Source organism: Streptomyces sp. NPDC058470 (genome assembly GCF_042721055.1).
Classification (GTDB): domain Bacteria; phylum Actinomycetota; class Actinomycetes; order Streptomycetales; family Streptomycetaceae; genus Streptomyces.
In genome coordinates, this window is record NZ_JBHXMF010000033.1 from 45,966 (window position 1) to 72,190 (window position 26,225).

The following is a 26,225-nucleotide window of genomic DNA, read 5'->3' on the forward strand; positions in this document are numbered from 1 at the left end:
AACTTGTTGGGCACTCGCCGCTACCGCAAGTCAGCGGCTGCGCGGGTCGAGAGCGTCGCGGAGACCGTCGCCGAGCAGGTTGAACGCCAGCACGGTGACGAAGATCGCGAGGCCGGGCACGATCATGAACTGCGGATCGACCTCGTAATAGGTGACGGCCTCGCTGAGCATGCCTCCCCATGACGCCTGCGGGGGCTGGATGCCGACGCCCAGGAAGCTCAGGCTGGCCTCGAAGAGGATGTTGGTCGGGATGAGCAGCGTCGAGTAGACGATGATCGGGCCGACCAGGTTCGGGAGCAGCTCTCGGAAGAGGATGTACGGCCCCCTCGCGCCCATCCCTCGGGAGGCGTCGACGAACTCGCGCTCCCGCAGGGCCAGGGTCTGGCCGCGGACGATGCGTCCCAGGTAGGGCCAATTGAAGAAGCCGATGATGAAGATCAGCACGCTGATGTGCAGCGGTAGCCCTTCCAGGCCGAACGCGCCGCCCTGCAGCGTCGCGGAGATCGCGATGGCGAAGAGCAACAGCGGGAAGGCCAGGAAGGTGTCCATCAGCCGGCTGATGATCGAGTCGACCCGTCCGCCGTAGTAACCGGCGACCACTCCGAGGATCGTGCCGATCACGTTCGAGAGGATCGTGGCTCCGAAGGCGACGACCAGCGAGACCCAGGAGCCTTCCAGGATGCGGGTGGCGATGTCGCGCCCGAACTTCGGCTCCACTCCGAGCGGGTGCGCCCAGCTCATCCCGCCGAAATCACCCAGGGGCAGCGAGGTGTTGGGGTCGATCAGGTCCTGGTTGAAGGCGTTCGGGTCGAGTCCGAACACCGCCTGGATGGGGCGCGAGAGCGCCGCCACCAGGATGAGCAGCACGACGATGACACCGCCGACGACCGCCACCTTGTCGCGCTTGAAGCGCGTCCAGGCGATCTGCCCCAGGGAACGGCCCTCGATCTGCCCCTTGTCGACACCGGCCAGCACAGCCTCCGGCTGTACTCCCGTTTCCGACCCGGTGGTCTCGATCGGTGCGGTCACAATGACCCGACCCCTCTGACCGGTGGTAACCGGCCTACGCCTGCCGCTGTCTGCGGCTTGGTTCACTTGCATGCCGGGAACGGCCGCAGATGGTGCGGCCTGGAAACCCGGGCTGTTACGACGACTTGCACTCACTCACAGGATCGAGGACCCCATGTCTGACACGGGAGTCTTCATGGCCGCCACGATCACGTGCCAGGTCTGACGGCGAAAGTATGCGCAACCGTGATGCGGTTAAGTGGATTCCGTTATCCGAACAGTGGGTAACGCGGGGCGGACAGGGGGCAGTTGGGGCGGAAAGGGCCATGGGACGCTCTTTCGGCTGGTGTCAGCCTCAAAGGGGACATCCAACCCTTACGCCTGCCGACCCGCAGGTCAGACGCAAGATCACGACATGCGGAGATCAGGACATGGCGGGGCGAGGACGGGTTTCGCTGTGGAACAGGGATCAGTATGACCGGGACTGCGGATAGCCGTAGCCACCGGCCACCGGTGCCTGCGCCGGAGCCGCGTGCGCCTCGCGGTCGTAGAAGGGCCGCGCGTGGGACCGCAGCCACATCGCCACCGGGTCGTATTCGTCGGACATCGCGACGGTCGAGACGGGCAGCCCGTCCGGCACAGCGCCGATCGACTGCTGCATCATCGCCCGCACCGAGTCGACGGCCGGCGGCGAGGTGTCGTACACATCGAGGCCGATGGCCAGGTAGGGCGCCCCGAGCGCGGGCTGTACCCAGGCCCGGCGCAGCGAGCGCACGGCGGACGTGCGGTGCGCGTTCTGTGTGAGCAGGGCGTAGAACTGCGGGATCTCGATGCCCGGCTCGGAGAGCCTGAGCGGGCCCGCGGGCTGGCGCTCCAGGCCCGTGGCGATACGGCGCAGATCGAGCCAGGGGATGCCGACGCCGCCGCCGGGGGCGTGCGGGTTCAGCCAGAGACCGAACTGGTCGGGGTACAGGGTGCGGGCGACGTCGAGGCCGTCCACCACCTCGTACGAACGGTTCCAGCCGCTGGCCGAGAGCTCCTGGGCGGAGGTCACACAGGGTGCGTACCCGAAGCCGTCCACCTGCATGTTTCCGTACTGTGCGTCCGGGGAGCCGGACTGGCCGTGCCAGAGCAGCATCCAGACCTGGCCTGCCGACGGGGCCGCGAGCGCGCGAAGGAGCGCCTCGTAGGCGTCGTAACGCCCGGGCGTCACCTGGCGCAGCATGTGCTCGACCTGCCCGGCCGCGGTGCCGCTGGCGCTCACCTGTACCGCCCCTTCGCGAAGTTGCCCCGGATATGAAACCAGCTTAAGCGGCGACCCTGACACCGGCGCGGGACGCTCCGCTGGAAAGCCGCATGAGAGCTGGGGACTTGCTGCCGTACCGCGACCGCGGGGCGGTCGCTCGCGCCTCTTTTGGGCGCCCTCAGTGGCCGTGCTGGTAGAAGGGCCGCACCCGCTCGCGCATCCAGTCGCCCACCGGGTCCTGGGTGATGTCCAGGAGGACGAGGTTCACGGGGCGGTCGACCGGGACCCGGCCCAGCGCACGGCCCAGCGCGTCCAGGGGGAGCGTGCGGGCCTCGCCCTCCCACAGGGAGAGTTCGACGCCGATGAACATCACGGGCGAGCCGCCCTCGATGCCGGCCAGGCAGCGGCGGGCGGTCAGCACGACGCCGGTCCCGGCGAACTCGGCGGAGGCGGCGGACAGGAAGTCCACCGGGTCGTCCTGCCAGTCGGGCTCGAAGAGCCGCACCCGGCCGCCGCTCGCGGATCCGTCCAGCGGCGTATGCCCGGCGCGGCACAGCTCGGCGACCGCGAGGGGCGGCAGCGGTACGCCGACCACACCGTCCGGGTTGACCACGATGCCGGCCTGCGGGGGCAGCCCGCGGGCGAACTCGACGGCGGGCGCGATCGTGAACGACATGTGCCCGCCGGTGACCTGGCGGAACTGCTCCTCGGAGCTGAAGACGGGGACGTACGCCTGGCCCGCGATCTCCAGCGTGGGAAGGTCGAGCGGGCCGCTGTGCGGGCCGCCGCCGTTCGGCAGCGGGACCCAGACGAAGCTGCGGCCGAGGACCTCGACGATGCGGGCACCCGACGAGGGCCCCGCGGGCACGCCGAGGGACGCCGCGAGCACCTCCTCCAGCTCGTTGCCCGGCCATCCGCCGTGCGGATGGGGGTGGGCCTGCGCCGGGAGGCCGGGGAAGTCGGGGAATTGCGGGAAGTCCATCTGTCTACCGCCTGCTGTGAACCACTGTTCCGGTGTTCGGGTGTTCCGGCTGGCTAGGTTAGTGGGCTTGTACGCAGTCTCGGCCGCTTCGGCGGTTCCCAGCCACTCCCCCCGCCCCTCTCAGCCACCGAAGTCGATCCGGCGCAGCACGTCCGCCGCGTCGCGGTCGACGAGCACCGCGGAACCGCAGCCCTCCGGCAGGTCGCCCTTCTCGACGGAGCGCAGCAGCCGGGCGACCGCGCCGCGGTGGCGGGTGAACGCGTACCGCGAGACGCCGCGGCCGCGCTCGCGCTGACCGTCGAGCGCCGTGCCCGGTGTGACGTCGAGCAGCAGCAGGTGCAGCGCGCCGCCGCGGCGGCGGGCCTCGCGCGCGAGCCAGCGGCGGACCCAGGCCTGCGTACCGCAGTCGTGTACGACGACTCCGGCGCCGGAGCGCAACGCGCGGTGCAGGCCCGTGTAGTGGGCGAGGCGGACGAGGGGGCGGTAGACCGCGTACGGGAGCCAGCGGGACATCCATCCGTCCCAGCGGTCGCGGGTGTCCTGCGAGTCGACGCGCGGGCCCGAGACGGCGCGGCGCATCAGGGTCGACTTGCCGCTGCCGGGGAGTCCGGTGACCACCACGACGTCGGAACTGCCGAAGTGCAGGCCGTGCGGGCTGTGTCCCGCGCGGTCCCTGAGGTCGCGGACGACAGCCGTCGGGAGCGGGTGGCACACCTCCCGGGCCGGGGCACCGGGCTGCTTGGGCAGCGCGAGGCCCGCCGTCGTCGCGTACGCCGTGGTCCTGTTCACCGTGACCGTCCTCCCCATGGGTCTGGAGACCCATCCCCGCCGAGTGTAAAGAGAAGGTAATGCGCGGTGCTTCCTGTTTCCGTAATCGGACTGCCACAGGCTGGTTACAGGTCGCTGCAGGACGTCACTGTAAGGCGCCGTGAGTCACTGCGGGTCGCTGTGAGGGTGCGTTCGAAGGTGCCCCTCCCGTGTCCCCGGGATGCGTGCAATGATGTGCGCGCCAACTGCATACCGGCCGCTTGAATCCGCGCGGGAGAGTCCCGGGGGCATGTCGCCCCGGGCGCCGAAGGAGCAAGTCCCTCCCTTGAATCTCTCAGGCCCCGTACCGCGCGGGCGAGGCACATCTGAAAAGCGGGCCGCCGACCAGTGGCCCCACCCAAGGTGCAAGTCATGACCACCGTTTCGCGGGGTCGTGATGAACCTCTCAGGTTCCGATGACAGATGGGGAGGAACGACCTCGCCGTCATGCCTTGGGAGCCCCACCGATGAGCAGCAACGCACCCCGTCACACCGCGCTCGATGCCCTGCATCGCTCGCTCGGCGCGACGATGACCGACTTCGCGGGCTGGGACATGCCCCTGCGCTACGGCTCCGAACGCGACGAGCACCTCGCCGTCCGTACGAAGGCCGGCCTCTTCGACCTCTCGCACATGGGAGAGATCACGGTCGGCGGGCCCCAGGCCGCCGCGCTCCTCAACCACGCACTGGTCGGCAACATCGCCTCGGTCGGTGTCGGCCGCGCCCGCTACACGATGATCTGCCGGGCGGACGGCGGCATCCTCGACGACCTGATCGTGTACCGCCTTCAGGAACACGAGTACATGGTTGTCGCCAACGCCTCCAACGCCCAGGTCGTGCTGGACGCCCTCGTGGAGCGTTCGGCGGGCTTCGACGCCGTCGTGCGGGACGACCGTGACGCGTACGCGCTGATCGCCGTTCAGGGCCCGGAGTCCCCCGGCATCCTCAGGTCCCTCACCGACGCCGACCTCGACGGCCTGAAGTACTACGCGGGTCTGCCCGGCACGGTCGCGGGCGTCCCCGCCCTCATCGCCCGCACCGGCTACACCGGCGAGGACGGCTTCGAGCTGTTCGTCTCCCCCGGCGACGCCGAGAAGGTGTGGCAGGCGCTGACCGAGGCGGGCGCCCCGTACGGGCTCATCCCGTGCGGTCTGTCCTGCCGGGACACCCTGCGCCTGGAGGCGGGCATGCCGCTGTACGGGCATGAGCTGAGCACCTCGCTCACCCCCTTCGACGCCGGCCTCGGCCGGGTCGTGAAGTTCGAGAAGGAGGGTGACTTCGTGGGGCGCGAGGCGCTCTCCGAAGCCGCCGCGGCGGCTGTCGAGAACCCGCCGCGGGTGCTCGTCGGTCTGATCGCCGAGGGCCGTCGCGTCCCTCGCGCGGGGTACGCCGTCGTCGCCGACGGCAAGGTCGTCGGCGAGGTCACCTCGGGCGCCCCGTCCCCGACGCTGGGCAAGCCGATCGCGATGGCCTACGTCGACGCCGCGCACTCCGCTCCGGGTACCGCCGGAGTCGGTGTGGACATCCGGGGCAGCCACGAGCCGTACGAGGTCGTGGCGCTGCCGTTCTACAAGCGCCAGAAGTGAGACTGGCCCACAGGCCGGGCTTCGGGCTCCACGGTCGACAGAAGCGACACCGGGGCACACATCGGACAACCAGCCCGGCCGTACCTGCCGGACGTGCCACCGGGCACACATCCGCCCAGCTCATCACCCCTCCCCCCGTCATCAGCACTCCCCCGCGTACAGGAGAATTCAGGACATGAGCAACCCCCAGCAGCTGCGCTACAGCAAGGAGCACGAGTGGCTGTCGGTCGCCGAGGACGGCGTCTCGACGGTCGGCATCACCGAGTTCGCGGCCAACGCGCTCGGCGATGTCGTCTACGCCCAGCTTCCGGAGGTCGGTGACACGGTGACCGCGGGCGAGTCCTGCGGTGAGCTGGAGTCGACCAAGTCGGTGAGTGACCTGTACGCGCCGGTCACCGGCGAGATCGTGGAGTTCAACCAGGACGTGGTGGACGACCCCGCCCTGGTCAACTCGGCCCCCTTCGACGGCGGCTGGCTGTTCAAGGTGCGCATCGCGGACGAGCCGGACGACCTGCTCTCCGCCGACGAGTACACCGCTTTCACCGCCGGCTGAGGAGTCGTAGCCCCATGTCTGAACCCAAGTCGCTTCTGAACACCTCTCTCCACGAACTCGACCCGGACGTCGCCGCCGCCGTCGACGCCGAGCTGCTCCGCCAGCAGTCCACCCTCGAGATGATCGCCTCGGAGAACTTCGCTCCGGTCGCGGTCATGGAGGCCCAGGGCTCGGTCCTGACCAACAAGTACGCCGAGGGCTACCCCGGCCGCCGCTACTACGGCGGCTGTGAGCACGTCGATGTCATCGAGCAGATCGCCATCGACCGCGTCAAGGCGCTCTTCGGTGCCGAGCACGCCAACGTGCAGCCCCACTCGGGCGCCCAGGCCAACGCGGCCGCGATGTTCGCGCTGATCAAGCCGGGCGACACGATCATGGGTCTGAACCTCGCGCACGGCGGGCACCTGACCCACGGCATGAAGATCAACTTCTCCGGCAAGCTCTACAACGTGGTCGCCTACCACGTGGACGACGCCACCGGCCAGGTCGACATGGCCGAGGTCGAGAAGCTCGCCAAGGAGTCCCAGCCGAAGCTGATCGTGGCCGGCTGGTCGGCGTACCCGCGTCAGCTCGACTTCGCCGAGTTCCGCCGGATCGCGGACGAGGTCGGCGCGTACCTGATGGTCGACATGGCGCACTTCGCCGGTCTGGTGGCGGCGGGCCTGCACCCCAACCCCGTACCGCACGCCCATGTCGTCACGACCACCACCCACAAGACGCTGGGCGGCCCGCGCGGTGGCGTGATCCTGTCCACGGCCGAGCTCGCCAAGAAGATCAACTCGGCGGTCTTCCCGGGCCAGCAGGGCGGTCCGCTGGAGCATGTGATCGCCGCCAAGGCCGTCTCCTTCAAGGTCGCCGCGACGGACGAGTTCAAGGAGCGCCAGCAGCGGACCCTTGACGGTGCGCGGATCCTGGCGGAGCGGCTGGTCCAGGACGACGTGACGTCGGCCGGTGTCTCGGTGCTCTCCGGCGGCACGGACGTGCACCTCGTCCTGGTCGACCTGCGCAACGCCGAGCTCGACGGACAGCAGGCCGAGGACCGTCTCCACGAGGTCGGCATCACGGTCAACCGCAACGCCGTCCCGAACGACCCGCGTCCGCCGATGGTGACCTCGGGTCTCCGTATCGGTACGCCGGCTCTGGCGACCCGCGGCTTCACGACCGAGGACTTCGCCGAGGTCGCGGACATCATCGCGGAAGCCCTCAAGGCGCCGTCTCCCTTCGGGGCGGCCGACGCGGACTCACTGAGGACCCGGGTGTCCGCGCTGGCGGACAAGCACCCGCTGTATCCCGGCCTGTAGAAGTTCGTACGGCTTCACGCGTTTCCTGCGTTTCGTCATCGGATTCGCCTGGAACGTACGTTTCTTCGGGGCGCCGCGCACACTGGATGACAGCTGTGGGCGGCGCCCGCCCCTTGCACCACCCCTGTTTTGCCTGCTTTGAGGAGCTCCCGTGGCCATCTCGGTCTTCGACCTGTTCTCGATCGGCATCGGCCCGTCCAGCTCCCACACGGTGGGCCCGATGCGCGCGGCACGCATGTTCGCCCGGCGCCTGCGCAACGAGGCCGTGCTGGACTCGGTGGTGTCGATACGTGCCGAGCTGTACGGCTCCCTGGGCGCGACCGGCCACGGGCACGGCACCCCCAAGGCGGTGCTGCTCGGTCTGGAGGGCGCCTCACCGCGGACGGTGGACGTGGAGGGAGCCGACGGCCGGGTCGAGGAGATCAGGTCGGCGGGCCGCCTGAAGCTGCTGGGCGAGCACGAGATCGACTTCTCCTTCTCCGACGACCTGATCCTGCACCGCCGCAAGACGCTGCCGTACCACGCGAACGGCATGACGGTCTTCGCGTACGGCGCCTCGGGCGAACCCGTGCTGGAAAAGACGTACTACTCGGTCGGCGGCGGCTTCGTGGTCGACGACGACGCGGTGGGCGAGGACCGCATCAAGCTGGACGACACGGTCCTCAAGTACCCCTTCCGTACGGGCGACGAGCTGCTGCGGCTGACCCGCGAGACCGGTCTGTCGATCTCCGCGCTGATGCTGGAGAACGAGCGGGCCTGGCGGACGGAGGAGGAGATCCGCGAGGGCCTCCTCGCGATCTGGCGCGTCATGCAGGCATGCACCTCGCGCGGCATGTCCCGCGAGGGCATCCTGCCGGGCGGTCTCAAGGTCCGCCGCCGCGCGGCCATGTCCGCGCGCCAACTCCGCGCCGAGGGCGACCCGTTGGCCCACGCCATGGAGTGGATCACCCTCTACGCGATGGCGGTGAACGAGGAGAACGCGGCGGGCGGCCGGGTCGTCACGGCCCCGACGAACGGCGCGGCCGGCATCATCCCGGCGGTCCTGCACTACTACATCAACTTCGTGCCCGGCGCCGACGAGGAGGGAGTCGTACGTTTCCTGCTCGCGGCCGGAGCCATCGGCATGCTCTTCAAGGAGAACGCGTCCATCTCCGGCGCCGAGGTCGGCTGCCAGGGCGAGGTCGGCTCGGCCTGCTCGATGGCCGCCGGCGCCTTCGCCGAGGTCCTCGGCGGCAGCCCCGAACAGGTCGAGAACGCCGCCGAGATCGGCATGGAGCACAACCTCGGCCTCACCTGCGACCCGGTCGGCGGCCTCGTCCAGATCCCCTGCATCGAGCGCAACGGCATGGCCGCGGTCAAGGCCGTAACAGCGGCGAAAATGGCCATGCGCGGCGACGGCTCCCACAAGGTCTCCCTCGACAAGGTCATCAAGACCATGAAGGAGACAGGCGCGGACATGAGCGTCAAGTACAAGGAGACGGCGCGGGGCGGCCTCGCGGTGAACATCATCGAGTGCTGAGGGGACGAGCCCTGATCAGCGCGTTCGCGAGAACGTATGGCATCGATCCCCTGAGCAGCCCGCAGCGACGGCCCGCAGCGTGGTCGACACGATGCGCCACCGCGGCCGCGGCCGTGGCCGCATCGATGAGACCTTCGCGCCATCCGCACCCGGCCGCCACCTGCGCCGAAGCGGCCGTTGCAGGGTCGGCGAACTCCAGGGCATCGCACGCGAGTTGGACACTCTTGCCGCCATCCGTCCCGCCGTCGGGGCGGTGCTTGTGTGATGACCGGCCCGCAGCTGCTCGGCCCGAGGGCCGCCGACGAAATGCCCAGCGGTGCGCCGATGACGCGACCCGGCAGCGGACAGCCGCGGCCCGGGTGCCGCGGTCAGTCGATGTTGCCCTCCGCGGAGGGCAGGAGGACGCGGATCCTCGCGCCTCCGAGGCCACCCTCGCCCGGGGGCTGGTCCGCGTGCGCGGTGACGGATCCGCCGTGGTGGGCCACTACGTGGCTGACGATGGCCAGCCCGAGCCCGGAACCACCGGTGTCGCGGGAACGGGCCTCGTCCAGCCGCGTGAAGCGTTCGAACACCCGCTCCCGATCGGCGGCCGGGATACCCGCCCCGTCGTCACTGACCGTCAGCTCGATCTCCCCCTCCCGGCGGCCCAGCTCGATCCGGATCCGGCCGGCGGCGTGCCGGCGGGCGTTGTCGAGCAGGTTGACCACCACGCGGCGCAGGGCGTCGGCATCACCGCGGACCCGCCCGGCGGACACCGAACTCGCGTCGATACCGGCGCCGGTCAGCGCGTGCCGGCGTCTGACCTCTCCCAGCACCACCTCGTCCAGGTCCACGACGTCGTGGGACCAGCGCGGTGCGGGATTCTCGCTGCGGGCCAGGGCGAGCAGCCCTTCCACAAGATCGTGCAGTCGCTCGACGTCGTCCAGCAACGCGGCGGCGACCGGGCGGTCCCGTTCCGGATCCGGATAGTGGACCAGAACCTCCAACTGGGCCCGGATCGCGGTCAGCGGACTGCGCAGTTCATGGGCGGCATCGGCGACGAACCGACGCTGCGTCACGGACGCCGCCTCCAGGCGTGCCAGCATTTCGTTGAGGGTGACCGCGAGGGCGTGGATCTCGTCGCGGGACGCCGGCAGACCCAGGCGGCGGTGCAGATCCGTGTCGCTGATGTCCATGGCGTGGCGTCGCAGCGTCTCCACCGGCCGCAGCGTACGTCCCGCCGTGTGCCACACCGTCCAGGCCACCAGCACGATGAACGCCGGGCAGCCGATCACCAGACCGATCGTCAGTGTGTGTTCGGTGCGCTCCGCCTGACCGAGTGACACGGCGGCGATGACGGTGACGTCCTCGCCTCGCAGGCTCGCCGTCCGGACGGCGACCCGGAAGTCGCCGCCGTCCCCGATGCTCAGGTCCTCCAGCGTCATCGCGTGTCCCGCGCGCAGGGGGGCGGGCAGCGGGTACGGGAAGTGCCCGGCCACCGAAGGGTCGCTGCCGACGTACGAACTGGCCAGCATGCGGCCCGAGGAGTCGAGGACCTCCGTCACGTCCACGTCCGCGCCGTTCGACGGAATGATGGTGTGGAGCCGGTCCCGCTCGACGAGCGAGACAACGTCGTCGACGTGCTGCCGTGCCGTCGTGTCGAGCCCGCTCACCATGGAGTGCTCGAGCCAGAGGAGCAGCCCCACGCCCGCCAGTCCCAGGGAGGCGGCGACGATCGCGGTGGCGACGAGAGTCACGCGGAGCCGCAGGGTCAGTTTCCCGAATGCCGCCGATCCTCGCGGAAGCCGCGCACGGATCCGGCCGAGAGCCGGCCGGTACCGTGCCTGAAGGGCAGTCATCCGCCCCTCCCGTCCAGTCGGTAGCCGACCCCGCGCACCGTCTCGATGGCGGAGCGGCCGAAGGGGACGTCGACCTTTCTGCGCAGGTAACCGATGTAGACCTCGACGATGTTCGGGTCCCCCTCGAACCAGGCGTCCCACACCTCGGCGAGCAGCTCGCTCTTGCTCGCCACGGTGTCGGCGTGCCGCAGGAGGTACTCCAACAGGCCGAACTCCCGCGGCGTCAGCGGCAGTTCCTTCTCACCCCGACCGCACCGGTGTGCGCCGGGGTCCAGCCACAGGTCGCCCGCGGTCAGGACGGGCAGCCGCTGCGGAGCGGTGCGGCGCAACAGCGCGCGGATCCGGGCGAGCAGCACGACGAACGAGAACGGTTTGGTGAGGTAGTCGTCGGCGCCCAGGTCCAGTGCGTCCGCCTCGTCGTACTCGCCGTCCTTGGCCGTGAGGACCAGCACCGGTGTGGTGATCTCGGCCGCGCGCAGCGCGCGGCACACGTCATAGCCGTTCCGCAGCGGAAGCATGAGGTCCAGGACGATGACGGCGTATTCGTTGCGCCGGGCGAGCAGCAAGCCCTTCTTGCCGTCCTCGGCGACGTCGACACCGAATCCCTCGGCGCGCAGCACCCGTTCGACGGCGCCGGCGATGTGCGGTTCGTCCTCGACCACCAGCACGCGCACCGGCGACTCCTCCTGCTCGGCCGGGCTCCACGCGGTCACCCGATGCACCGGTCCTGAGTCTAGACGGCGGGCCGGAGGGCTCTCAGCTGGCTCTCAGGTGCTCTCAGGAGCAGCACAGGCGCCCCCGGGCACAGTTACCGACAGCGCGTCCGTACAGCGGTCGAACCTGCGGACAGCGTCCTTTCCCCCCACGAGAGGCGCCGACGACATGACTCCTCACCCGGTCCAGCAGCGAGAACGGCGAGAGCACGATCCGTCAGGCCCTTCCGCACCGCCGGCCACCGGGCTCGGGACCCCGGCGGGCAGAGCCGCAGCCCGGACGTCGGCAGGTCGCTGGGCCATAATCGTCTTAGGTGGCTACCTGGTGGGCGCCACCGCCTCGGCCTTGGGCCTCCCTTCCCCGTTCCTGTTGGCGGCTTTGCTGGTGGGCGCCGCCCTGAGCCTGTCGGGTGTGGTCAGGGACCGGTTGCCGGAGGCCGCGAACCGCTCGTCCCAGGCGGTGGCCGGTGCGCTGATGGGCAGTTATCTGACACCGGCCGCGCTGGCAGCGGCGGCGCCGATGGCACTGCCCCTGACCGTGGTGACCGTGGCCACCCTCGTCCTGAGTGTGGCGGTCGCCTGGTGCCTGGCCCGCCGTGGCCGGATCACCCGTCCCAGTGCGGTTCTCGGTATGGCGCCCGGCGGCTCGGCCGCGATCGTCACCTGCGCCGACGAGCTGGGAGCCGACGTCCGGCTCGTCGCCTTCACCCAGTACCTGCGGGTCGGGCTGGTGGCGTCCACCGCCCCGCTCGTCGCCCACTGGCTGGCGTCGCCCCCGGCGGACGCGGGGGCCACGGCGGCGGGTGGCGGGAACCCGGTCGGGCGGCTGCTGCCACTGGTCGCCGGCTCGGACCAGGATGCGGGCCTGGTCGTCCTCGCGCTCGTGGCGGTGTGCGGCGCCCACGCGGGTCGCCGGCTTCGCCTGCCGACGCCGGTGCTCATCGGCCCCATGATGGTGGCGCTCGCAGCGACGATGAGCGGGCTCCTGCCGGGCTTCGCGCCGACGGGGGTCCTCCAGAACGGTGTCTTCGTCCTGGTGGGCCTGGACGTGGGACTCCGTTTCACCCGCGCGACTGTCGTACGTGTCCGCTCGCTGCTGCCGTCGCTCGTGGTGGCGACGGCGGCCGTCTGCCTCGGTTGTGCGGGGATGGCCTGGGTGTTCGCGAAAGCCACCGGAGCACCCGTGGTCGACGCCTATCTCGCGACCACCCCGGGTGGCATCAACGCGGTCCTGGCCACCGCGGTCACCTCCCACGCCGATGTGGCGCTGGTCTCCACCGTGCAGAGCCTGCGGCTGCTGATCGTCGTCCTGGCGATGCCCTGGGTCATCCGGCTCGTGGTGCCGAGCGGCCGTCCGAAGCGGCAGACGCCGTAGCTCCGGAGCGCCCCGGGCCTGTCCGGTCCCGGCCGGCAGTGCTTTGTCGAGTCCTGTCGTAGTGCTGCCACGGGGTGGGCTGTCTGCACGCGGGGCATCGGTCCAGGTGGGCCAGGAGGTGCCGAAGCAGGTCCAGGGCCCTCGATCCGCCGCCCGCGAGCCTGTCGGTGCCGGGCGGCCACCTCGCCCTGACGGCGGGCGCGGCCGTCGTCGCCGTACTGGCTGCCGCGCTGAACGGCACCCGCGGCGCCGGCCGGCCGTGCGGGAGCTGCGTGACCTGTGAGCGGCCGGGAGCGGGCGGGCCGAGCGCCTCGCCCGCTCCTACCGCTTTCCAGCATGCGTACGCACGCGACCGCCGACCACAGCCGCCACCGCGCCCTCGTGATTGAGGACACCATCGGCCGCCATCTGGTGACCGGCCTGCTCGGCAACGGCTGTGCACCGACCTTGAGCCGGACAGGGTTCGGCCACTCCGGCGGAGGCCGCGCGCACCCCGTCCGACGTACTGCTGCCCGACACGGACGGTATGGACGTCGCGCGCCGTGCGGGTTCGGCACCCGGATCCTGCTGAGCGTCATCGTGACGGTGTGCATGGACGACATCGACGTCATCGCCGGGCTGGACGCGGGGCCGATGACTGCCTCGTCAAGCCGTTCAGCCTGACCGTGCTGCTCGCCCGGCTCCGTGCCCGTCTGCGCCGCCGGGTCGTCGCCACGCCCTCGCGGGAACCGTCCGTACGTCCGACCTCGCACTCGACGACGCAGCCCGCCGCTGCACGACAAGGACATCGAGCTGTGTCCCAAGGAGTTCGGCCTGCTCGCCGTCCTGGCCCGGCGCACAGGACAGGCCGTCTCCCGGGAAACCCTGATGGCCGAGTTCCGGGACGAGATCCGGCTCGGCTCCTCCAAGACCCTGGACGTCACCATGGCCGGCCTGTGGCGGCGCCCTCACCGAGGCCGCCGGCATCTCGGCCCACCCCGGCAGCCTGCCCCGCATCACCTCTCTGCGGGGAGGCACGGTTACCGCGTGGCAATCCGGCGGACGCCCCCGGCACGGCGGTAGCGAGCAGGCTGCTGGTCTTCCGGTCTCCGCTCGTCGGTTCAGTCCACGCTGGGCAGTGCGAGGCCGTGGTCGTAGGCAAAGATCACGGCCTGGATGCGGTCACGGGCGCCGATCTTGGCCAGGACGCGGCCGACGTGGGTCTTGACGGTGGACTCGGACAGGACGAACCGGGTGGCGATCTCGCCGTTGGTCCAGCCCTTGCCGACGGCGACGAGGATTTCGCGTTCGCGTTCGGTGAGGGAGCCGAGGCCAGGGTCCTCGGCAGGGTCCTGGCGGTGAGCGGGGACGTAGCGGGCGAACTCGTGCAGGAGGCGGCGGGTGAGGGCGGGCGCGATGACGGCGTCGCCCACGGCGACGGCGCGGATGCCGGCGAGGAGTTCCTCCGGGCGCGCGTCCTTGAGGAGGAAGCCGCTGGCGCCGGCGCGGAGGGCGGCGTGGACGTACTCGTCGAGGTCGAAGGTGGTGAGCACGAGGATGCGGGAACGCTCGCCGGCGGCGACGATGCGGCGGGTGGCCTCGATGCCGTCCATGCCGGGCATGCGGATGTCCATCAGGACGACGTCCGGGCGTAGTTCGGCGGCCTTGCGGACGGCTTCGGCGCCGTGGGCGGCCTCGCCGACGACATCGGTCTCGGGGACGGAGTCCAGGAGCAGGCGGAAGCCGTAGCGTTGCAGCGGCTGGTCGTCCACGATGAGCACAGTGGTCACCGGGCGCCGCCTTGGGGTGTGAGGTCGAGGACGGCCTCGACGCTCCATCCCCCGCCGACCGTCGGCCCCGTGCTGACGGTTCCGCCGTAAAGAGCCGCTCTCTCCCGCATGCCCACCAGGCCGTGTCCTTCCTCGTTCGGTGGTCCGGTCTGTGTGGCCGGGCCGGTGTCCTGGACCCGGATGGTCAGCCGGGTGTCCTTCTCGACGATCGCCAGACGCACCCGCGTGTCGGTGTCGGCGTGCTTCAGCGTGTTGGTGAGGGCTTCCTGGACGATGCGATACACCGTCAGCTGCACCCCGCTGTCCAGGGCGTCCACCTCGCCGGAGGTCCGGTAGACGACCTCGCGACCGGCGGCGCGCACCTTGGCGCACAACGCTTCGACATCCGCGATGCCGGGCTGTGGGCTGAGTTCGGGCCCGACCGTCGGACCGCTCGCCGCCTCGCGCAGCACGCCGAGCACACGCCGCAGTTCGCCGAGAGCCTGTCGGCCGGTGTCGCCGATGAGCTGCAGGGCCTCCTTGCCGCGTTCCGGAGCGATGTCGCTTGCGTACGAGCCGGCGTCGGCCAGCGTGATGATGACGGACAGGTTGTGGCCGACGATGTCGTGCATCTCACGGGCGACCCTGGTGCGTTCGGTGGCCGTGGCCAGCCTGCTGCGCTGGTCGCGCTCGATCTCCAGCTGGGCGGCCCGGTCCCGCAGTCCGGCGAGCTGGGCCCGGCGGATGCGCACCATCAGGCCGAGCGCGAGGGCCGCGGTCGCCGTGCTCAGCAGGAAGAACAGCGCGTCCCACACGGATACGGCCGAGGACGCCTGAACCGCGACCAGTGCCATGGCGCCCGCCATGGCCGCACAGGCCCACGGCAGCTGCCTGAGCCGTCCGTGCAGGGCGAGGCTGTACAGGGCGACGAAGAGGGCGACGTCCGCGCGCAGCGCAGCGCCCATGGACCATTGGAGGACGAACACCGCCGTGATGGCGGCGAACGCCACGAGGGGTTTGCGTCGCCGCCACAGCAGGGGCAGAACGAGTCCGGCCTGGAAGGCCAGGATTCCCGCGACGGGCAGCTGGGTGAAGGCGAGGCGGAACCGGCGCGGACCGTCGCCGTCGTCCACACCGCCGTGGAACAGGTCGGGCAGACAGAACATCAGGAAGACCAGGACGACGACCGCGGTGTCCAGCACCCACGGATGCGTCCGGTCGGCCTGCCGCAACCGCTGGCCGCCCCGGGAAAGTCGGGCGACCAGCGGTCCCATCCCGCTGAGGTCATCGGTGGTCACGGGCATCACCTGTCCATGGTGCAGGCGTCAGGCGTCGCTGCGCACGAGCCGGTACGCCGCGCCGCCCAGCGCCAGCGCCGTCCAGCAGAGGAAGACCAGCAGTCCGGCGCCCGGTGACAGGGTCGTGGAGTCGTGTGTCAGCGCGAACATCGACTCCCCCGCGTTGGACGGCAGGTAGGGGCTGATGTCGTTCTGCCAGGAGCTCGGCAGCAGGGAGATCAGTCCCGGGATCAGCATCAGGGTGGCCACCAGCACCGAGATCCCGCCGGCCACCGACCGCAGCAGCGCCCCCAGGGCCGTGCCGATCACGCCGACCAGACCGAGGTAGAGCCCCGCGCCCAGCAGGCTCCGCAGGACGCCCGCGTCCGAAAGGCTCATGGCCGCGGGTGTGCCGGAGACGATTCCGCTCCCGATCAGGAAGGCGACGAACCCGCCCAGTGTCCCCACGGCCAGCGCGACCAGCCCGAACACGGCCGCCTTGGACCACAGCACGGGCAGCCGGCGGGGGACCGCGGCGAGCGTCGAGCGGATCATGCCGGTCGAGTACTCGCCCGCGGTGACCAGTACGCCGAGCACTCCGAGGGCCAGCTGCGCGAAGTTCGTACCGAAGAGCGACAGGCTCACCGCCGTCGAATCGGCGAAGTCCCGGTCCAAGCGGCCGGAGTCGATCCCCGACTTGTAGCGGCTCGCGGAGATCAGGCCGAAGGCCACCAGGAACAACAGTCCGAGGCCCAGGGTGATCCAGGTCGAGCGCAGGGACCACAGCTTGGCCCATTCGGAGGAGAGCACACGCCGTCCGGTCACCCGGTATGCGGGGCGGGCGGGGGTGCTCCGGTGCTCGTCGGTGGTTGCGGTGAGGGTGCTCACGCGGGCCTCCCAAGGGTTTCGATCCCGGTCGTGGAGCCGTGGTACTCCACGGCGTCCCTGGTCAGGTCCATGAACGCCTCCTCCAGTGACACGGTCCGCGCGCTCAGTTCGAACAGCGCGATCCCGTGCTCGGCGGCCTTCTGTCCGATGTCGCGGGCGGTCAGCCCGGTCACCTGCAGCTCCTCGGAGCCGATCCGGCCGGTGACGTCGACGCCCGGCCCGGCCAGCACGTCCCGCAGCCGCGCCGGATCCTGTGTCGCCACCTTCACCGTGTCGCCGCCCGCCTCGCGGATCAGATCCGCGACGGTCGTGTCGGCCAGCAGCCGGCCGCGTCCCACGATGATCAGGTGGTCCGCCACCAGAGCCATCTCGCTCATCAGGTGGGAGGACACGAACACCGTCCGTCCGTCGTCGGCGAGCCCCTTCAGCAGGTTGCGGATCCAGAGGACGCCCTCCGGGTCCAGCCCGTTGACCGGCTCGTCCAGCATCACCGTCTGCGGATCGCCCAGCAGCGCCGCCGCGATGCCCAGCCGCTGGCCCATCCCGAGGGAGAAGGCGCCGGCCCGCGTCTTCGCCACGCTGCCCAGTCCGGCGAGGTCGATGACCTCCTCGACCCGGCGGTCCGGAATGCCGTGGGTCAGCGCGAGTGCCCTGAGGTGGTTGTACGCCGACCGGCCCGGGTGGATCGACTTCGCCTCCAGGAGGGCGCCGACCTCCTGGAGCGGCGCCTGGTGGCGGGCGTAGTGCCGGCCGTTCACGGCGACGGAGCCGCTCGTCGGGGCGTCGAGGCCGATGATCATGCGCATGGTCGTGGACTTTCCCGCGCCGTTGGGCCCCAGAAAGCCCGTCACCGTGCCTGGCTTCACGACGAAGTCCAGCCCGTCGACGGCCGTCTTCACGCCGTACCTCTTGGTCAACTGCCGTGCGTCGATCATGCGCGCTCTCCCTGTCGGGCTCCGGCGTGCGTCGCTTCCGACGCCTCACCGGCAACGCTAAGAGCCGGATCACCCCGATCCCGTGGTACCGGGAGGCTGAACAGCGGCGGGCGCGTAGTACCCCGGTACTACGCGGCTACCCGCGGCGCCATCCGGTTCCGTCGCGGTGGTCGCAGCAGGCATCCGGCCGCAGCGCGGGATGCCCCGCGCCCGACGCCCCGGCGTTCGCGGCGCACTGGGCCCGCTCCGCGCTGTCGACCAGGCTCTCGCTGTCCGACGCGGCGTTGGCCAGGCTGGCACAGCACAGGGTCAGCAGAAGGGCGCCCGCCACGAAGGGCAGGGCGCGGCGCGCGGGAGGCGGTGCCAGCAGGGCCCGCACTCGCTGCGGCACCTCGCCACCGGTCGCGGCCAGGGCAGCGGGGCGCCCCGCCCCGACGGAGGCAAGCGCCGCCCGACCGACCGCGCGGGCCACGACCGTACGGCTTCCCACGTGGGCCGCGGCCTCCTCGTCGGCCCAGCGCTCCAGTACGAACCCGCCTGCCTCGGCCAACGGTCGCAGCAGCGGGTTGACGGCCGCGGTGAGTCTCCACACGGCCTGGAAGAGATGGTGACGGCTTCGCAGATGGGCCCGCTCATGCGCCAGGAGTGCCTCGCGCTCCGCGTCACCGAGGCAGCGCAGCATTCCCCGGGACACCACGATCCGTCCGGGGGCGCCGGGAAGCGCGAACGCCTGCGGGGCCTCGTCGTCGAGCACCACGAGTTCCGTGTCCCCGGGCACCCGGTGGCATTCACGGCGGGCCCACAGGACGTGTCGGCCCTGCCGGACGGCCGCCACGCCCAGCGATACGAGCCCCGCCGTCAAGGTCAGGGCGCTGAGGGCCGCGACGGCCAGGGAGACCGGGTCCTGGGTGCGCAGAGCGGCCACCGACCAGTGGCCCTCCTCGGCGACCTCGGGTATCTGCGCGAACCCGGTGAAGGCCAGCAGGGCCAGTGAGCCGAGCCAGCCGGTCGCCGTCACGAGCGCCGCGCACGCCAGGGACCAGGCCGCGGGCCGCGGTGCCGGCCGCCGGGCCGCCCGGGGGGCGAGCATCGCGAGGACCACGGTGACAAGGAGGGGGATGTAGACGCTGATCCTCACCGGTTCACGGCCCGTCGTCGCTGCGTCCGGCGCCCTGCTCGCCCAGCAGGCGGTGCAGCAACTGCTCGTCCTGTTGGGAGAGTTCGTTGACGAAGCGGGTGAGCACCGCCTCCCGGTCCGAGCCGCGCTCCAGCAGGCCGTGCATCCGTACGGCGGTGTCGGACGCCTCGTCCCGGACGGGCGCGTACGCGTATCCGCGACCGGCTGGATGCCGCAGGAGCATGCCCTTGTCGTGCAGGCGCGACAGGATCGTCAGCACCGTCGTGTAGGCGAGATCTCCGGTCAGCCGCTCCAGGACCTGCCGTGCGGTCAGCGGCTCGTGCGCGGCCCACAGGGCGGCGAGGACGCCGCTTTCCAGTTCCCCGCGTGCTCTTCTGCCGGTCGCCCCGCCGCTTCCGCCGCGGTCACTTCCGCCGCTCGTCCGGTCGCCCATCGTTCACCCGCCTTCCCGTTCGGCACCCCAGCCTACCGGCGGACCTACTACGGCATGTAGGACGGCGGAGGAATCTCCATCACGGGAACTACTACATCTTGTACGAGTTTACCTACTACATGTTGTAGAGTCTGGCCGCCCACTCCACCTGCGGAGGAACGAGCCCATGCCCCACCTCGGAAGTTCGGCACATCCGCGCGCCCTGGCGGCCGCCACCCTGCACCCCGATCCGGTGCCGGCCACGGCACGGGCCGAACGCGTCGCGATCGTCTCGGCGAGCATCGGCGCCGGCCACGACGGCGCCGCCGCCGAACTGGCCCGCCGGCTCACGGCCCACGGCCTCGTCGTGGACCGGTTCGACCTGCTGGACCTGCTGCCGGCCCGCCTGGGACGGCTCGTCCGGGACGGCTACCACCGCATGCTCGTCCAGGCCCCCTGGGCCTACCAGCGGGTCTACCGCAGTACGGAACGCGCAGGCGGTGGCGGGCCGTTGGCCGCAGTCCTGCTGCGAACCGCCGAGGAGCGCATGCTGGGCGCCCTGCACCCCGACACCGGTGCGGTCGTCTCCACGTACCCGGGGGCCAGCCGTGTCCTGGGCAGCCTGCGGCTGCGCGGGCGGCTGGCCGCGCCCGTCCTCACGTATCTCACCGACTTCTCCGTGCACCCGCTGTGGGTGGCCGACGGTGTCGACGTCCACCTCGCCGCACACGCCGTACCCGCCGCCCAGGCGCGGGCCGCCGGAGCGCGGAACGTCAGGGTGGGGGGCCCGGTGGTGGATCCGCGGTTCCGTCCCGGCAGCGCGCGGGAGCGCGACGCGGCCCGGGCACGCTTCGGGCTGCCGGAGAACGCTCCGCTGGCGCTGCTCGTGGCCGGCTCCTGGGGGGTCGGCCCCGTCCGGCAGGTCGCCCTGGAACTGCGCGATTGCGGCGCCGCCGTCCCCGTGGTCGTCTGCGGCCGCAACGAGACGCTGGCCGAGCGGCTTCGAGCGGACGGCATCGAACACGCCTATGGCTGGGTCGACGACATGCCCGCCCTGATGCACGCCGCCGACGTGCTGGTCCAGAACGCCGGCGGGCTCAGCTCCCTGGAGGCCTTCGCCACCGGTCTGCCCGTGGCGAGCTACCGGTGCATACCGGGCCACGGTCTGACCAACGCCGCTGCTCTGGAGGAGGCCGGCGCGGCCGTCTGGATCCGTGACCCGGCCGGCCTCAAGTCCGTGCTGTGCGACCTGATCGACGGCTCGCTCGGACTGAGCCAACGCACGGTCGGGCTCGCCCTCTTCGCCGCCGAGCCCGACGGCGGACCCGCCGCGGAGATAGCGCGCGTTCACCACGCGGGTACGCCTCCGCTGCCCGCCCGGCCCACCGCGCGTCGACGGCGCCGCGGGGCACGCCGACTCCTCGCCACAGCCGCCGTGGCATCCGCGGTGTGGGCCTGCGCCGTAGGCACGGGGATCGCCACCGCGTACGACGGCCCCGGCATGATCCACGCCATCGGGCACAGTCTCGACCCGGACGACGCGGACGACCCGCCCCCGGGCCTCCCCTCCCACACCGAGGGCCCTCACTCGTGACCGCCGCACGGCTGCTCCGTACCGCCGCTCTCGCCGCCCTGCCCGCCCTCGCAGCCGCCCATTGCGCACCCGCCATCTCCACCTTCGGGCCACTGCGCAACCGCACCATGCCCCGCCTCTCGGGCCGGGGCCGCCCGGACCACATCGCCCTGACCTTCGACGACGGACCCGACCCGCTGTCCACCCCGCACTTCCTGCGCCTCCTGGCCGCGCGCCGAATCCGGGCGACCTTCTTTTTGCTGGGCCGCGAGGCGCACCGCTCGCCCGGCCTGGTCCGCGAGATCGCCGCGGCGGGACACGAAATCGGCATCCACGGCTGGCTGCACCGCCCGCTGCTGCTACGCGGCCCCCGCGCCACGTACGACGACTTCGCCCGCGCCCGTGACACCGTCGCCGACATCACCGGACTGCAACCCACCCTGTTCCGGCCCCCGTACGGCGTCATGTCGACCGCCGCCCATCTCGGGGCCCACCGCCTCCGTCTCACCCCCGTGCTGTGGACCTGCTGGGGTGAGGACTGGACCGCCCGCGCCACACCGGCATCCGTCCATCACACCGTCACATCCGACCTGGACGGCGGCGGCACCATCCTGCTCCACGACTCCGACTGCACGTCCGCCCCGGGCGCCTGGCGCTCCGCCCTGGGCGCGCTCCCCCGCATCCTCGACACCTGTGAGCAACGGGGCTACGAGGTAGGCCGGTTGCGCGACCACGGATGGCCCCGCCCGGCCTGACGCATCGAGGTCGACACGCTCCCGCCGATCGCGCATCGTCGCCATCGCCGGGGACTACTTACGACGTACGACGTACACGGAGCGCCGCCGGCTCACCGGAACTCCTGGACGCACCAGGCCACTTGAGGGTCACGTTCGACGGCCCGCGTCTGGGGGCCGACGTTCCGCCCCCGTTCGCCTCACGGCTCTTGGAGCCTGGGCAACGCGCGGATCCCGGCGGCGGACAGCCCCGCAGGCGGTACCGGACGTCACGGCATATCGTGGCCGACGTCCTTGCGAGAGACGGCCAGATAGCCGACGAAGCCGAGGATGGCCACCGTCCAGGACAGCGTGACCGGCCCCAGACCCAGGCCGAGCCCGCCCCGGTCATGGCCGAGGGCCATCCAGTCCGCGACGGAGGCACCGAGCGGGCGGGTGATGACGTACGCCGCCCAGAAAGCGGCGACCGCGTTCAGGCTGCCCCAGCGGTGAGCGACGGCCGGAACGGAGATCGCGGCGGCGTACAGGACGGCGGAACCCAGGTAACCGAAGCCGATCGTGGCGGTCAGGTCGCCCGCGGCGGTGCCCAGCGCGAACGTGGCCAGAACGGCGGCCCAGTAGAAGATCTCGCGACGCCGGGTGTGCACGCTGTGAATGGACAGGGTGCTCTCGCTGCGGTACCAGAGGGCGAAGACGGCAGCCAGCGCGGCCATGAAGAAGGGGGTCGAGAGCGCATAGGGCACGCCGAGGCCGACGTGCAGGACGTCGGCGGCCATCGTGCCGAACACACTGACCATGACGATCGCGGTCCAGTAGATCCAGGCCACGTACCGCCGGACGGCGAACTGCACCGTCAGGGCGGCCACCAGGGCGATGCCGCCGAGGCCGACCGCAGGGATCGGGCCGAACAGGTGGGCCAGCCAGTCGGAGGCCGTCTCGCCCATGCCGGTCGTCAGCACCTTGATGATCCAGAAGTAGACGGTCACCTCCGGCACCTTGCTCGCCGCGTGTCGCGCGGAGCGCGGAGGTCGGTCGTGAGTGAGGTGATCTGTCGTCATGGCAGGCACGATGGCACGGGGCCCAGTGCTTGCCCCAGACCCCTTTGCCAGAGTTTTGGCGCTTCCGGTACCCGAGTTGCCCAAGGCTCGTCCGAGCCTGAACACAACCTGAACACGCTGACCAATGGGCTGGTCAGCGGCGTGCGGACGGTGGTATCGGCGATCCGGGGGTGTCCACGTCATGGTCCGGACCGGACTCATGAGGTCCTGGGGCGGCTCGGCCTGTCAGTACCGGTGGTGGGGGCGAACCGGTTGCGCAACCCGGAGGACGACCTGCCACAGGACCTGTTCGGTGGCGGCCCGCCCGTGGCCCGGGCAGGGTGCTCATCCGATCCTTGGCTGTGTCCCCACTACGGACAGGAGGGCCGGGCGTTCGGCGTCCTGGGTGCCGGGTTCGGCCGTGTAGATGCCGAAGCTGGTTGGCCGTGCCCGCGAGAGCGGCGTGGTCGGAGCAGAGAAACGGGCTGCGGGCTGGGTGGGGCGGTGAAGCCGTTGCCGCAGAGGGCCACGTCCTTCAACGCCGTCCAGCGGCGCCAGGTAGTCGATGAGGAGGTTGTGGACTTTCGAGGCCGGTCTTGCGGTTGTGCGGGCCGTCGAGACCGGACAGCAGGTTGTTGTCCGCGCCGAGCGCGCCATTGGGGACCGGCCTGCGCGTTGTCGGAGACCATCGCCAGGCGCGGCGGCGCGACCTCTACATCGGTCGGCTGCCCGATGTAGAGGTCGGACACATCGGCGTCGACGCCGATGAACATGTCATCGCCTGTCTCAGCGGAACGCGGCGACATTGCGGGTGGCCCAGTCGGCGAAGGGGCGCGGGGCGCGGCCGAGGACCCGCTCGACGTCCGGGCTGACGCGCAGTTCGGCCGGGTTCGGGGAACCGAGGATGTCCAGGGTGTCGTCGGCGAGCTCGGCCGGCATGCTCTGCGTCATGGCGGCCTTGGCCTCGTCGCGGGTCAGCTCGTGAAACCTCACCGGTGAGCCCAGCGCGGCGGCGATGGCCGCCGCCTGTCGGCGCGGAGTGATCACCTCCGGGCCGGTCAGCTCGTAGACGCCGCCGGTGTGCAGGTCATCCAGCAGGCAGGCCGCCGCGACCGCGGCGATGTCCGCCGGGTCGATGATCGGCACCCCGACGTCGCCGAAGGGCGCGGGGACGACCTGTTGCGTGCGGACGGAATCGGCCCACCAGAGAGCGTTGGAGGCGAAGCCGCCCGGCCGCAGGATGACCCACTCCAGGCCGGACTCCCGCAGCGTGTCCTCCAGCGCGCGCATCGCGATCCGCGTGGTGCCGAAGGGCCTGGTCACCACGCCCAGCGTGGAGAGCAGGACGACCCGGCGGACCCCGCCGGCCGCGGCTTCGCCGATGATGTCGGCAGGGCCTGCTCCAGTGGCGTGCAGGTCGCCGGAGAGCAGCAGGAACAGCGCCTTCGCCCCGGCCAGCGCGGGCTTGAGGCCGGCCGGCTCGGTCAGGTCGGCCACCACGTGGCGGACGCCGTTCGGCACCGCCGCCGCGTGCCGTGACACAGCCGTCACCTGCCGGCCCGCCTCGGCCAGTGCCTGCGTCAACGGCCGGCCGATATTTCCGGTAGCCCCGGTCACCACGATCATGATCAGCTCCTTGTCATGTGCTCTGTGGCCCGCACGCTAGGAGCTGGGCTAACTTTTGGTAAGGACATACCCCGAGGTAAGCTCCTGACATGGTGGAAGGCGTGCAGCACAGACAGGCCGGGACGGGGAAGCCGTATGACGTGTTTCACACCGACTGCCCCGCGCGCGATGTGGTCGACCATGTGACCAGCAGGTGGGGCGTCTGGGTGCTGATCTCCTTGCGGAGCAACAGCCTTCGGTTCTACGAGCTGCGCGAGAGCATCCAGGGCATCAGCGAGAAGATGCTCGCCCAGACTCTGCGCGCGCTGGTCCAGGACGGCCTGGTCTGGCGGGAGGTGGAGCCGACGACGCCGCCCCAGGTCACCTACGGGCTGACCGAGTTCGGCCGGGAAGTCGGTGAGCCGCTGACAGATCTGTTCGACCGGATCACACAGCGGCTGTCACCGCGCACCACGGGATAACTTGCCAGCAGCTGCCGCACATCCGCGGCAAGGGTCCGTTTGCGAGAGCGTTAGGTCCTGTCGTCACATTCCCGTCTGCCTCGCGACGACGGGAATGTGACGACAGGGCCTAGCTGCGTACCGCAGCCAGGCCCTGGTCGTACAGGTCAAGAATGTCGCCCCGCCCGTTGCCTTCGAGCCAGGTCGCAGTGGCGGCATCGAAGCACGCGAACGCTGTCGCCACGATGGCGCGGGCCTGCCCTCTGTCCGTCCCCGAAGGCGCCAGTCTGGCTTCGAGCAGTGGCAGTAGCTCCTCCTGGCAGCGCACGCGCTTCCCAAGATAGGCCGCGCGCAGCGAGTCGGTGGTGTGCACCAGGCGGAAGCGCTCCAGCGCCCGCTCAGGACCTGTATGGAGGGAGAGCGCGGCCTTGAACGCGGCACGTAACGCCTCCCAGGCGCCTGCATCGACGGGCTGTTCGCGGACGGTTTCCGTCAGGAGGGTGACGAACCCCTCCTGGCTGCCGCCGATGAGGTCTTCCTTCGTGCCGAAGACATTGCCGAGGCTGTCGCCTTCCTCGCATCCGACGGCGCCGGCTACATAACAGGGGACAATCTGATCGTCTCCGGCGGCATCGGCGTCCATACCCGTCTCGTGTAGGTGATGGCGGCGGCCGCAGGCCGATCTCGCTCTGCGGCAACAGCGGCAGCACCTGTTCGACATGCCATCCCCCTCGTCCGATGACCGCGACCTGCCGATGCTGACCGGCGGCGGCCCTACGATCGGTGCGCGGCCGACTCCGCAGAGGCTTCGACCGACGCCAGCGTGGAGTAGACCAATGCGCCAGGCAAGGGAAACCTGCTTCGCGCCCTGGACCGGGGGGCGTGCCCAGGAACTCCTTGGCAGGCCGGTCGAGCAGCCGTGCTCCGAGGATCGCCGTCCGGAGCAGGTACCGGTGCACGGGGTCGGCCCGATGCGCGCCGGTGAGTTCAGTGAACCTCTGATGAAAGCTGCCGATTCCGGGCCTGTCGCGCGGGGTACGCCCATGAAATGATCTCGTCGCTGACGAGGAACAGTCAGTGAGTCATCACCCATGGGGGGACAAGAACATGAGACTGACCCGTGCGGCGCTCGTCGTGGCCGCGGGCGCGCTGGCCCCGGCCCTGCTGCTCTCCACGCCGTCCTTCGCCACGGCCACCGCATCGGCATCCGCACCCGTCACCATGTCGGTCGCGACGGAACCGACCGATGAGGACAACACCGTCGCCATCGCCACGATTCTGGCCGACCCCGCCACCGGCAAGGCCGTACGCAGGGAAGCCGGCAAGGCCCTCGACGGCACCGCCGCGGACAGGACCTACTTCCTGGAGACCGGCCGCTGGATCGCCCAGGACGAGGACAACACCGTCGCCATCGCCACGATTCTGGCCGACCCCGCCACCGGCAAGGCCGTACGCAGGGAAGCCGGCAAGGCCCTCGACGGCACCGCCG

At 70.9% G+C, this 26,225-nt stretch carries 27 protein-coding genes and 1 riboswitch; of the genes, 13 read left to right on the forward strand and 14 right to left on the reverse strand.

All coding sequences use genetic code 11. The annotated features are described in order from the left end of the window. Positions 1-30: 30 nt before the first annotated feature. The 4 genes from ACFWP7_RS23950 to ACFWP7_RS23965 all read right to left on the reverse strand — a co-directional run bounded on the left by ACFWP7_RS23950 (position 31) and on the right by ACFWP7_RS23965 (position 4,025). Complete coding sequence (locus ACFWP7_RS23950; RefSeq protein ID WP_384384332.1) at positions 31-1,029, reverse strand: ABC transporter permease; 999 nt, start codon at positions 1,027-1,029, stop codon at positions 31-33. 448 nt (positions 1,030-1,477) lie between these two features. Further along, positions 1,478-2,272, reverse strand: a complete 795-nt coding sequence (locus tag ACFWP7_RS23955) for an enhanced serine sensitivity protein SseB C-terminal domain-containing protein (RefSeq protein WP_384384335.1) — start codon at positions 2,270-2,272, stop codon at positions 1,478-1,480. Positions 2,273-2,432: 160 nt separating this feature from the next. Continuing rightward, on the reverse strand, positions 2,433-3,236 hold the full coding sequence (locus ACFWP7_RS23960; RefSeq protein ID WP_384384338.1) for an enhanced serine sensitivity protein SseB: 804 nt from the start codon (positions 3,234-3,236) through the stop codon (positions 2,433-2,435). A gap of 120 nt (positions 3,237-3,356) precedes the next feature. After that, positions 3,357-4,025 (reverse strand): AAA family ATPase, encoded by a 669-nt coding sequence (locus ACFWP7_RS23965; RefSeq protein ID WP_384384340.1) that lies wholly within the window; start codon positions 4,023-4,025, stop codon positions 3,357-3,359. Between the two features lie 240 nt (positions 4,026-4,265). Further along, a riboswitch (glycine riboswitch) is annotated at positions 4,266-4,363 on the forward strand. 147 nt (positions 4,364-4,510) lie between these two features. Between ACFWP7_RS23965 and gcvT the strand changes: the two genes are divergently transcribed. The 5 genes from gcvT (at position 4,511) to ACFWP7_RS23990 (ending at position 9,267) form a co-directional block, all read left to right on the forward strand. Further along, the gene (gcvT, locus tag ACFWP7_RS23970; protein ID WP_384384343.1) at positions 4,511-5,629 is read left to right on the forward strand and encodes a glycine cleavage system aminomethyltransferase GcvT; all 1,119 of its coding nucleotides are present in this window, start codon (positions 4,511-4,513) and stop codon (positions 5,627-5,629) included. A gap of 175 nt (positions 5,630-5,804) precedes the next feature. After that, positions 5,805-6,182, forward strand: a complete 378-nt coding sequence (gcvH, locus tag ACFWP7_RS23975) for a glycine cleavage system protein GcvH (protein WP_384384346.1) — start codon at positions 5,805-5,807, stop codon at positions 6,180-6,182. 14 nt (positions 6,183-6,196) lie between these two features. Continuing rightward, positions 6,197-7,483, forward strand: coding sequence for a serine hydroxymethyltransferase (gene glyA, locus ACFWP7_RS23980; RefSeq protein ID WP_384384348.1), 1,287 nt, complete (start codon positions 6,197-6,199; stop codon positions 7,481-7,483). A 151-nt stretch (positions 7,484-7,634) separates the two neighbouring features. After that, the gene (locus tag ACFWP7_RS23985) at positions 7,635-9,002 is read left to right on the forward strand and encodes an L-serine ammonia-lyase (protein WP_384384350.1); all 1,368 of its coding nucleotides are present in this window, start codon (positions 7,635-7,637) and stop codon (positions 9,000-9,002) included. Between the two features lie 79 nt (positions 9,003-9,081). Further along, positions 9,082-9,267, forward strand: a complete 186-nt coding sequence (locus tag ACFWP7_RS23990) for a hypothetical protein (protein ID WP_384384354.1) — start codon at positions 9,082-9,084, stop codon at positions 9,265-9,267. 103 nt (positions 9,268-9,370) lie between these two features. Here the strand turns inward: ACFWP7_RS23990 and ACFWP7_RS23995 are convergent, their stop codons facing one another. Continuing rightward, on the reverse strand, positions 9,371-10,840 hold the full coding sequence (locus ACFWP7_RS23995; protein ID WP_384384357.1) for a sensor histidine kinase: 1,470 nt from the start codon (positions 10,838-10,840) through the stop codon (positions 9,371-9,373). After that, complete coding sequence (locus ACFWP7_RS24000; protein ID WP_384384484.1) at positions 10,837-11,514, reverse strand: response regulator transcription factor; 678 nt, start codon at positions 11,512-11,514, stop codon at positions 10,837-10,839. The genes ACFWP7_RS23995 and ACFWP7_RS24000 overlap by 4 nt, the downstream gene beginning before the upstream one ends. A 208-nt stretch (positions 11,515-11,722) precedes the next feature. On the opposite strand from ACFWP7_RS24000, the gene ACFWP7_RS24005 reads away from it, so the two are divergent. From ACFWP7_RS24005 to ACFWP7_RS24015, 3 genes are all read left to right on the forward strand, one after another. After that, positions 11,723-12,928 (forward strand): AbrB family transcriptional regulator, encoded by a 1,206-nt coding sequence (locus ACFWP7_RS24005; RefSeq protein WP_384384360.1) that lies wholly within the window; start codon positions 11,723-11,725, stop codon positions 12,926-12,928. A gap of 336 nt (positions 12,929-13,264) precedes the next feature. Then, entirely contained in the window at positions 13,265-13,591 is a 327-nt protein-coding gene (locus tag ACFWP7_RS24010; RefSeq protein WP_384384363.1) for a hypothetical protein, read from the forward strand. A gap of 21 nt (positions 13,592-13,612) precedes the next feature. Further along, the gene (locus ACFWP7_RS24015; RefSeq protein WP_384384366.1) at positions 13,613-13,990 is read left to right on the forward strand and encodes a winged helix-turn-helix domain-containing protein; all 378 of its coding nucleotides are present in this window, start codon (positions 13,613-13,615) and stop codon (positions 13,988-13,990) included. Positions 13,991-14,028: 38 nt separating this feature from the next. Here ACFWP7_RS24015 and ACFWP7_RS24020 read toward each other — a convergent pair whose 3' ends face one another. From ACFWP7_RS24020 to ACFWP7_RS24045, 6 genes are all read right to left on the reverse strand, one after another. Beyond that, positions 14,029-14,697 (reverse strand): response regulator, encoded by a 669-nt coding sequence (locus tag ACFWP7_RS24020; RefSeq protein ID WP_384384369.1) that lies wholly within the window; start codon positions 14,695-14,697, stop codon positions 14,029-14,031. Then, positions 14,694-15,980, reverse strand: coding sequence for a sensor histidine kinase (locus ACFWP7_RS24025; RefSeq protein ID WP_384384372.1), 1,287 nt, complete (start codon positions 15,978-15,980; stop codon positions 14,694-14,696). The genes ACFWP7_RS24020 and ACFWP7_RS24025 overlap by 4 nt, the downstream gene beginning before the upstream one ends. A gap of 21 nt (positions 15,981-16,001) precedes the next feature. Continuing rightward, positions 16,002-16,841, reverse strand: coding sequence for an ABC transporter permease (locus tag ACFWP7_RS24030; RefSeq protein ID WP_384384374.1), 840 nt, complete (start codon positions 16,839-16,841; stop codon positions 16,002-16,004). Next, entirely contained in the window at positions 16,838-17,776 is a 939-nt protein-coding gene (locus ACFWP7_RS24035) for an ABC transporter ATP-binding protein (protein WP_384384377.1), read from the reverse strand. Before ACFWP7_RS24035 ends, ACFWP7_RS24030 begins: the two co-directional genes overlap by 4 nt. A gap of 136 nt (positions 17,777-17,912) precedes the next feature. Then, on the reverse strand, positions 17,913-18,914 hold the full coding sequence (locus ACFWP7_RS24040) for a M56 family metallopeptidase (RefSeq protein WP_384384380.1): 1,002 nt from the start codon (positions 18,912-18,914) through the stop codon (positions 17,913-17,915). Positions 18,915-18,918: 4 nt separating this feature from the next. Then, entirely contained in the window at positions 18,919-19,347 is a 429-nt protein-coding gene (locus ACFWP7_RS24045) for a BlaI/MecI/CopY family transcriptional regulator (RefSeq protein ID WP_384384383.1), read from the reverse strand. A gap of 166 nt (positions 19,348-19,513) precedes the next feature. Between ACFWP7_RS24045 and ACFWP7_RS24050 the strand changes: the two genes are divergently transcribed. Both ACFWP7_RS24050 and ACFWP7_RS24055 read left to right on the forward strand, forming a co-directional pair. After that, positions 19,514-20,920 carry a glycosyltransferase gene (locus ACFWP7_RS24050; protein ID WP_384384386.1) on the forward strand — a complete coding sequence of 469 codons (1,407 nt, stop codon included), beginning with the start codon at positions 19,514-19,516 and terminating at the stop codon, positions 20,918-20,920. Beyond that, a complete protein-coding gene (locus tag ACFWP7_RS24055) occupies positions 20,917-21,654 on the forward strand; it encodes a polysaccharide deacetylase family protein (RefSeq protein WP_384384389.1) in 738 nt (245 codons plus the stop codon). Before ACFWP7_RS24050 ends, ACFWP7_RS24055 begins: the two co-directional genes overlap by 4 nt. Before the next feature lie 248 nt (positions 21,655-21,902). Here ACFWP7_RS24055 and ACFWP7_RS24060 read toward each other — a convergent pair whose 3' ends face one another. Continuing rightward, a complete protein-coding gene (locus ACFWP7_RS24060) occupies positions 21,903-22,691 on the reverse strand; it encodes a hypothetical protein (protein WP_384384391.1) in 789 nt (262 codons plus the stop codon). Between the two features lie 765 nt (positions 22,692-23,456). Continuing rightward, a complete protein-coding gene (locus ACFWP7_RS24065) occupies positions 23,457-24,296 on the reverse strand; it encodes an SDR family oxidoreductase (protein WP_384384394.1) in 840 nt (279 codons plus the stop codon). A gap of 89 nt (positions 24,297-24,385) precedes the next feature. On the opposite strand from ACFWP7_RS24065, the gene ACFWP7_RS24070 reads away from it, so the two are divergent. The 3 genes from ACFWP7_RS24070 to ACFWP7_RS24080 all read left to right on the forward strand — a co-directional run. Continuing rightward, on the forward strand, positions 24,386-24,757 hold the full coding sequence (locus ACFWP7_RS24070; RefSeq protein WP_384384397.1) for a winged helix-turn-helix transcriptional regulator: 372 nt from the start codon (positions 24,386-24,388) through the stop codon (positions 24,755-24,757). Positions 24,758-25,289: 532 nt separating this feature from the next. After that, positions 25,290-25,394, forward strand: coding sequence for a hypothetical protein (locus tag ACFWP7_RS24075; RefSeq protein WP_384384487.1), 105 nt, complete (start codon positions 25,290-25,292; stop codon positions 25,392-25,394). 449 nt (positions 25,395-25,843) lie between these two features. After that, positions 25,844-26,225 (forward strand): ALF repeat-containing protein (locus tag ACFWP7_RS24080; RefSeq protein WP_384384399.1); only part of this gene is annotated, 382 nt, incomplete at its 3' end.

What these genes read in the sequence shown, in the direction of transcription:
- glyA (WP_384384348.1), top strand. Translation starts at nt 6,197, where the DNA reads ATGTCTGAACCCAAGTCGCTTCTGAACACCTCTCTCCACGAACTCGAC.
- ACFWP7_RS24050 (WP_384384386.1), top strand. Translation starts at nt 19,514, where the DNA reads ATGCCCCACCTCGGAAGTTCGGCACATCCGCGCGCCCTGGCGGCCGCC.
- gcvT (WP_384384343.1), top strand. Translation starts at nt 4,511, where the DNA reads ATGAGCAGCAACGCACCCCGTCACACCGCGCTCGATGCCCTGCATCGC.
- gcvH (WP_384384346.1), top strand. Translation starts at nt 5,805, where the DNA reads ATGAGCAACCCCCAGCAGCTGCGCTACAGCAAGGAGCACGAGTGGCTG.
- ACFWP7_RS24025 (WP_384384372.1), bottom strand. Translation starts at nt 15,980, where the DNA reads ATGCCCGTGACCACCGATGACCTCAGCGGGATGGGACCGCTGGTCGCC.
- ACFWP7_RS24045 (WP_384384383.1), bottom strand. Translation starts at nt 19,347, where the DNA reads ATGGGCGACCGGACGAGCGGCGGAAGTGACCGCGGCGGAAGCGGCGGG.
- ACFWP7_RS23960 (WP_384384338.1), bottom strand. Translation starts at nt 3,236, where the DNA reads ATGGACTTCCCGCAATTCCCCGACTTCCCCGGCCTCCCGGCGCAGGCC.
- ACFWP7_RS24005 (WP_384384360.1), top strand. Translation starts at nt 11,723, where the DNA reads ATGACTCCTCACCCGGTCCAGCAGCGAGAACGGCGAGAGCACGATCCG.
- ACFWP7_RS24010 (WP_384384363.1), top strand. Translation starts at nt 13,265, where the DNA reads ATGCGTACGCACGCGACCGCCGACCACAGCCGCCACCGCGCCCTCGTG.
- ACFWP7_RS23995 (WP_384384357.1), bottom strand. Translation starts at nt 10,840, where the DNA reads ATGACTGCCCTTCAGGCACGGTACCGGCCGGCTCTCGGCCGGATCCGT.
- ACFWP7_RS24065 (WP_384384394.1), bottom strand. Translation starts at nt 24,296, where the DNA reads ATGATCGTGGTGACCGGGGCTACCGGAAATATCGGCCGGCCGTTGACG.
- ACFWP7_RS24070 (WP_384384397.1), top strand. Translation starts at nt 24,386, where the DNA reads ATGGTGGAAGGCGTGCAGCACAGACAGGCCGGGACGGGGAAGCCGTAT.
- ACFWP7_RS24060 (WP_384384391.1), bottom strand. Translation starts at nt 22,691, where the DNA reads ATGACGACAGATCACCTCACTCACGACCGACCTCCGCGCTCCGCGCGA.
- ACFWP7_RS24035 (WP_384384377.1), bottom strand. Translation starts at nt 17,776, where the DNA reads ATGATCGACGCACGGCAGTTGACCAAGAGGTACGGCGTGAAGACGGCC.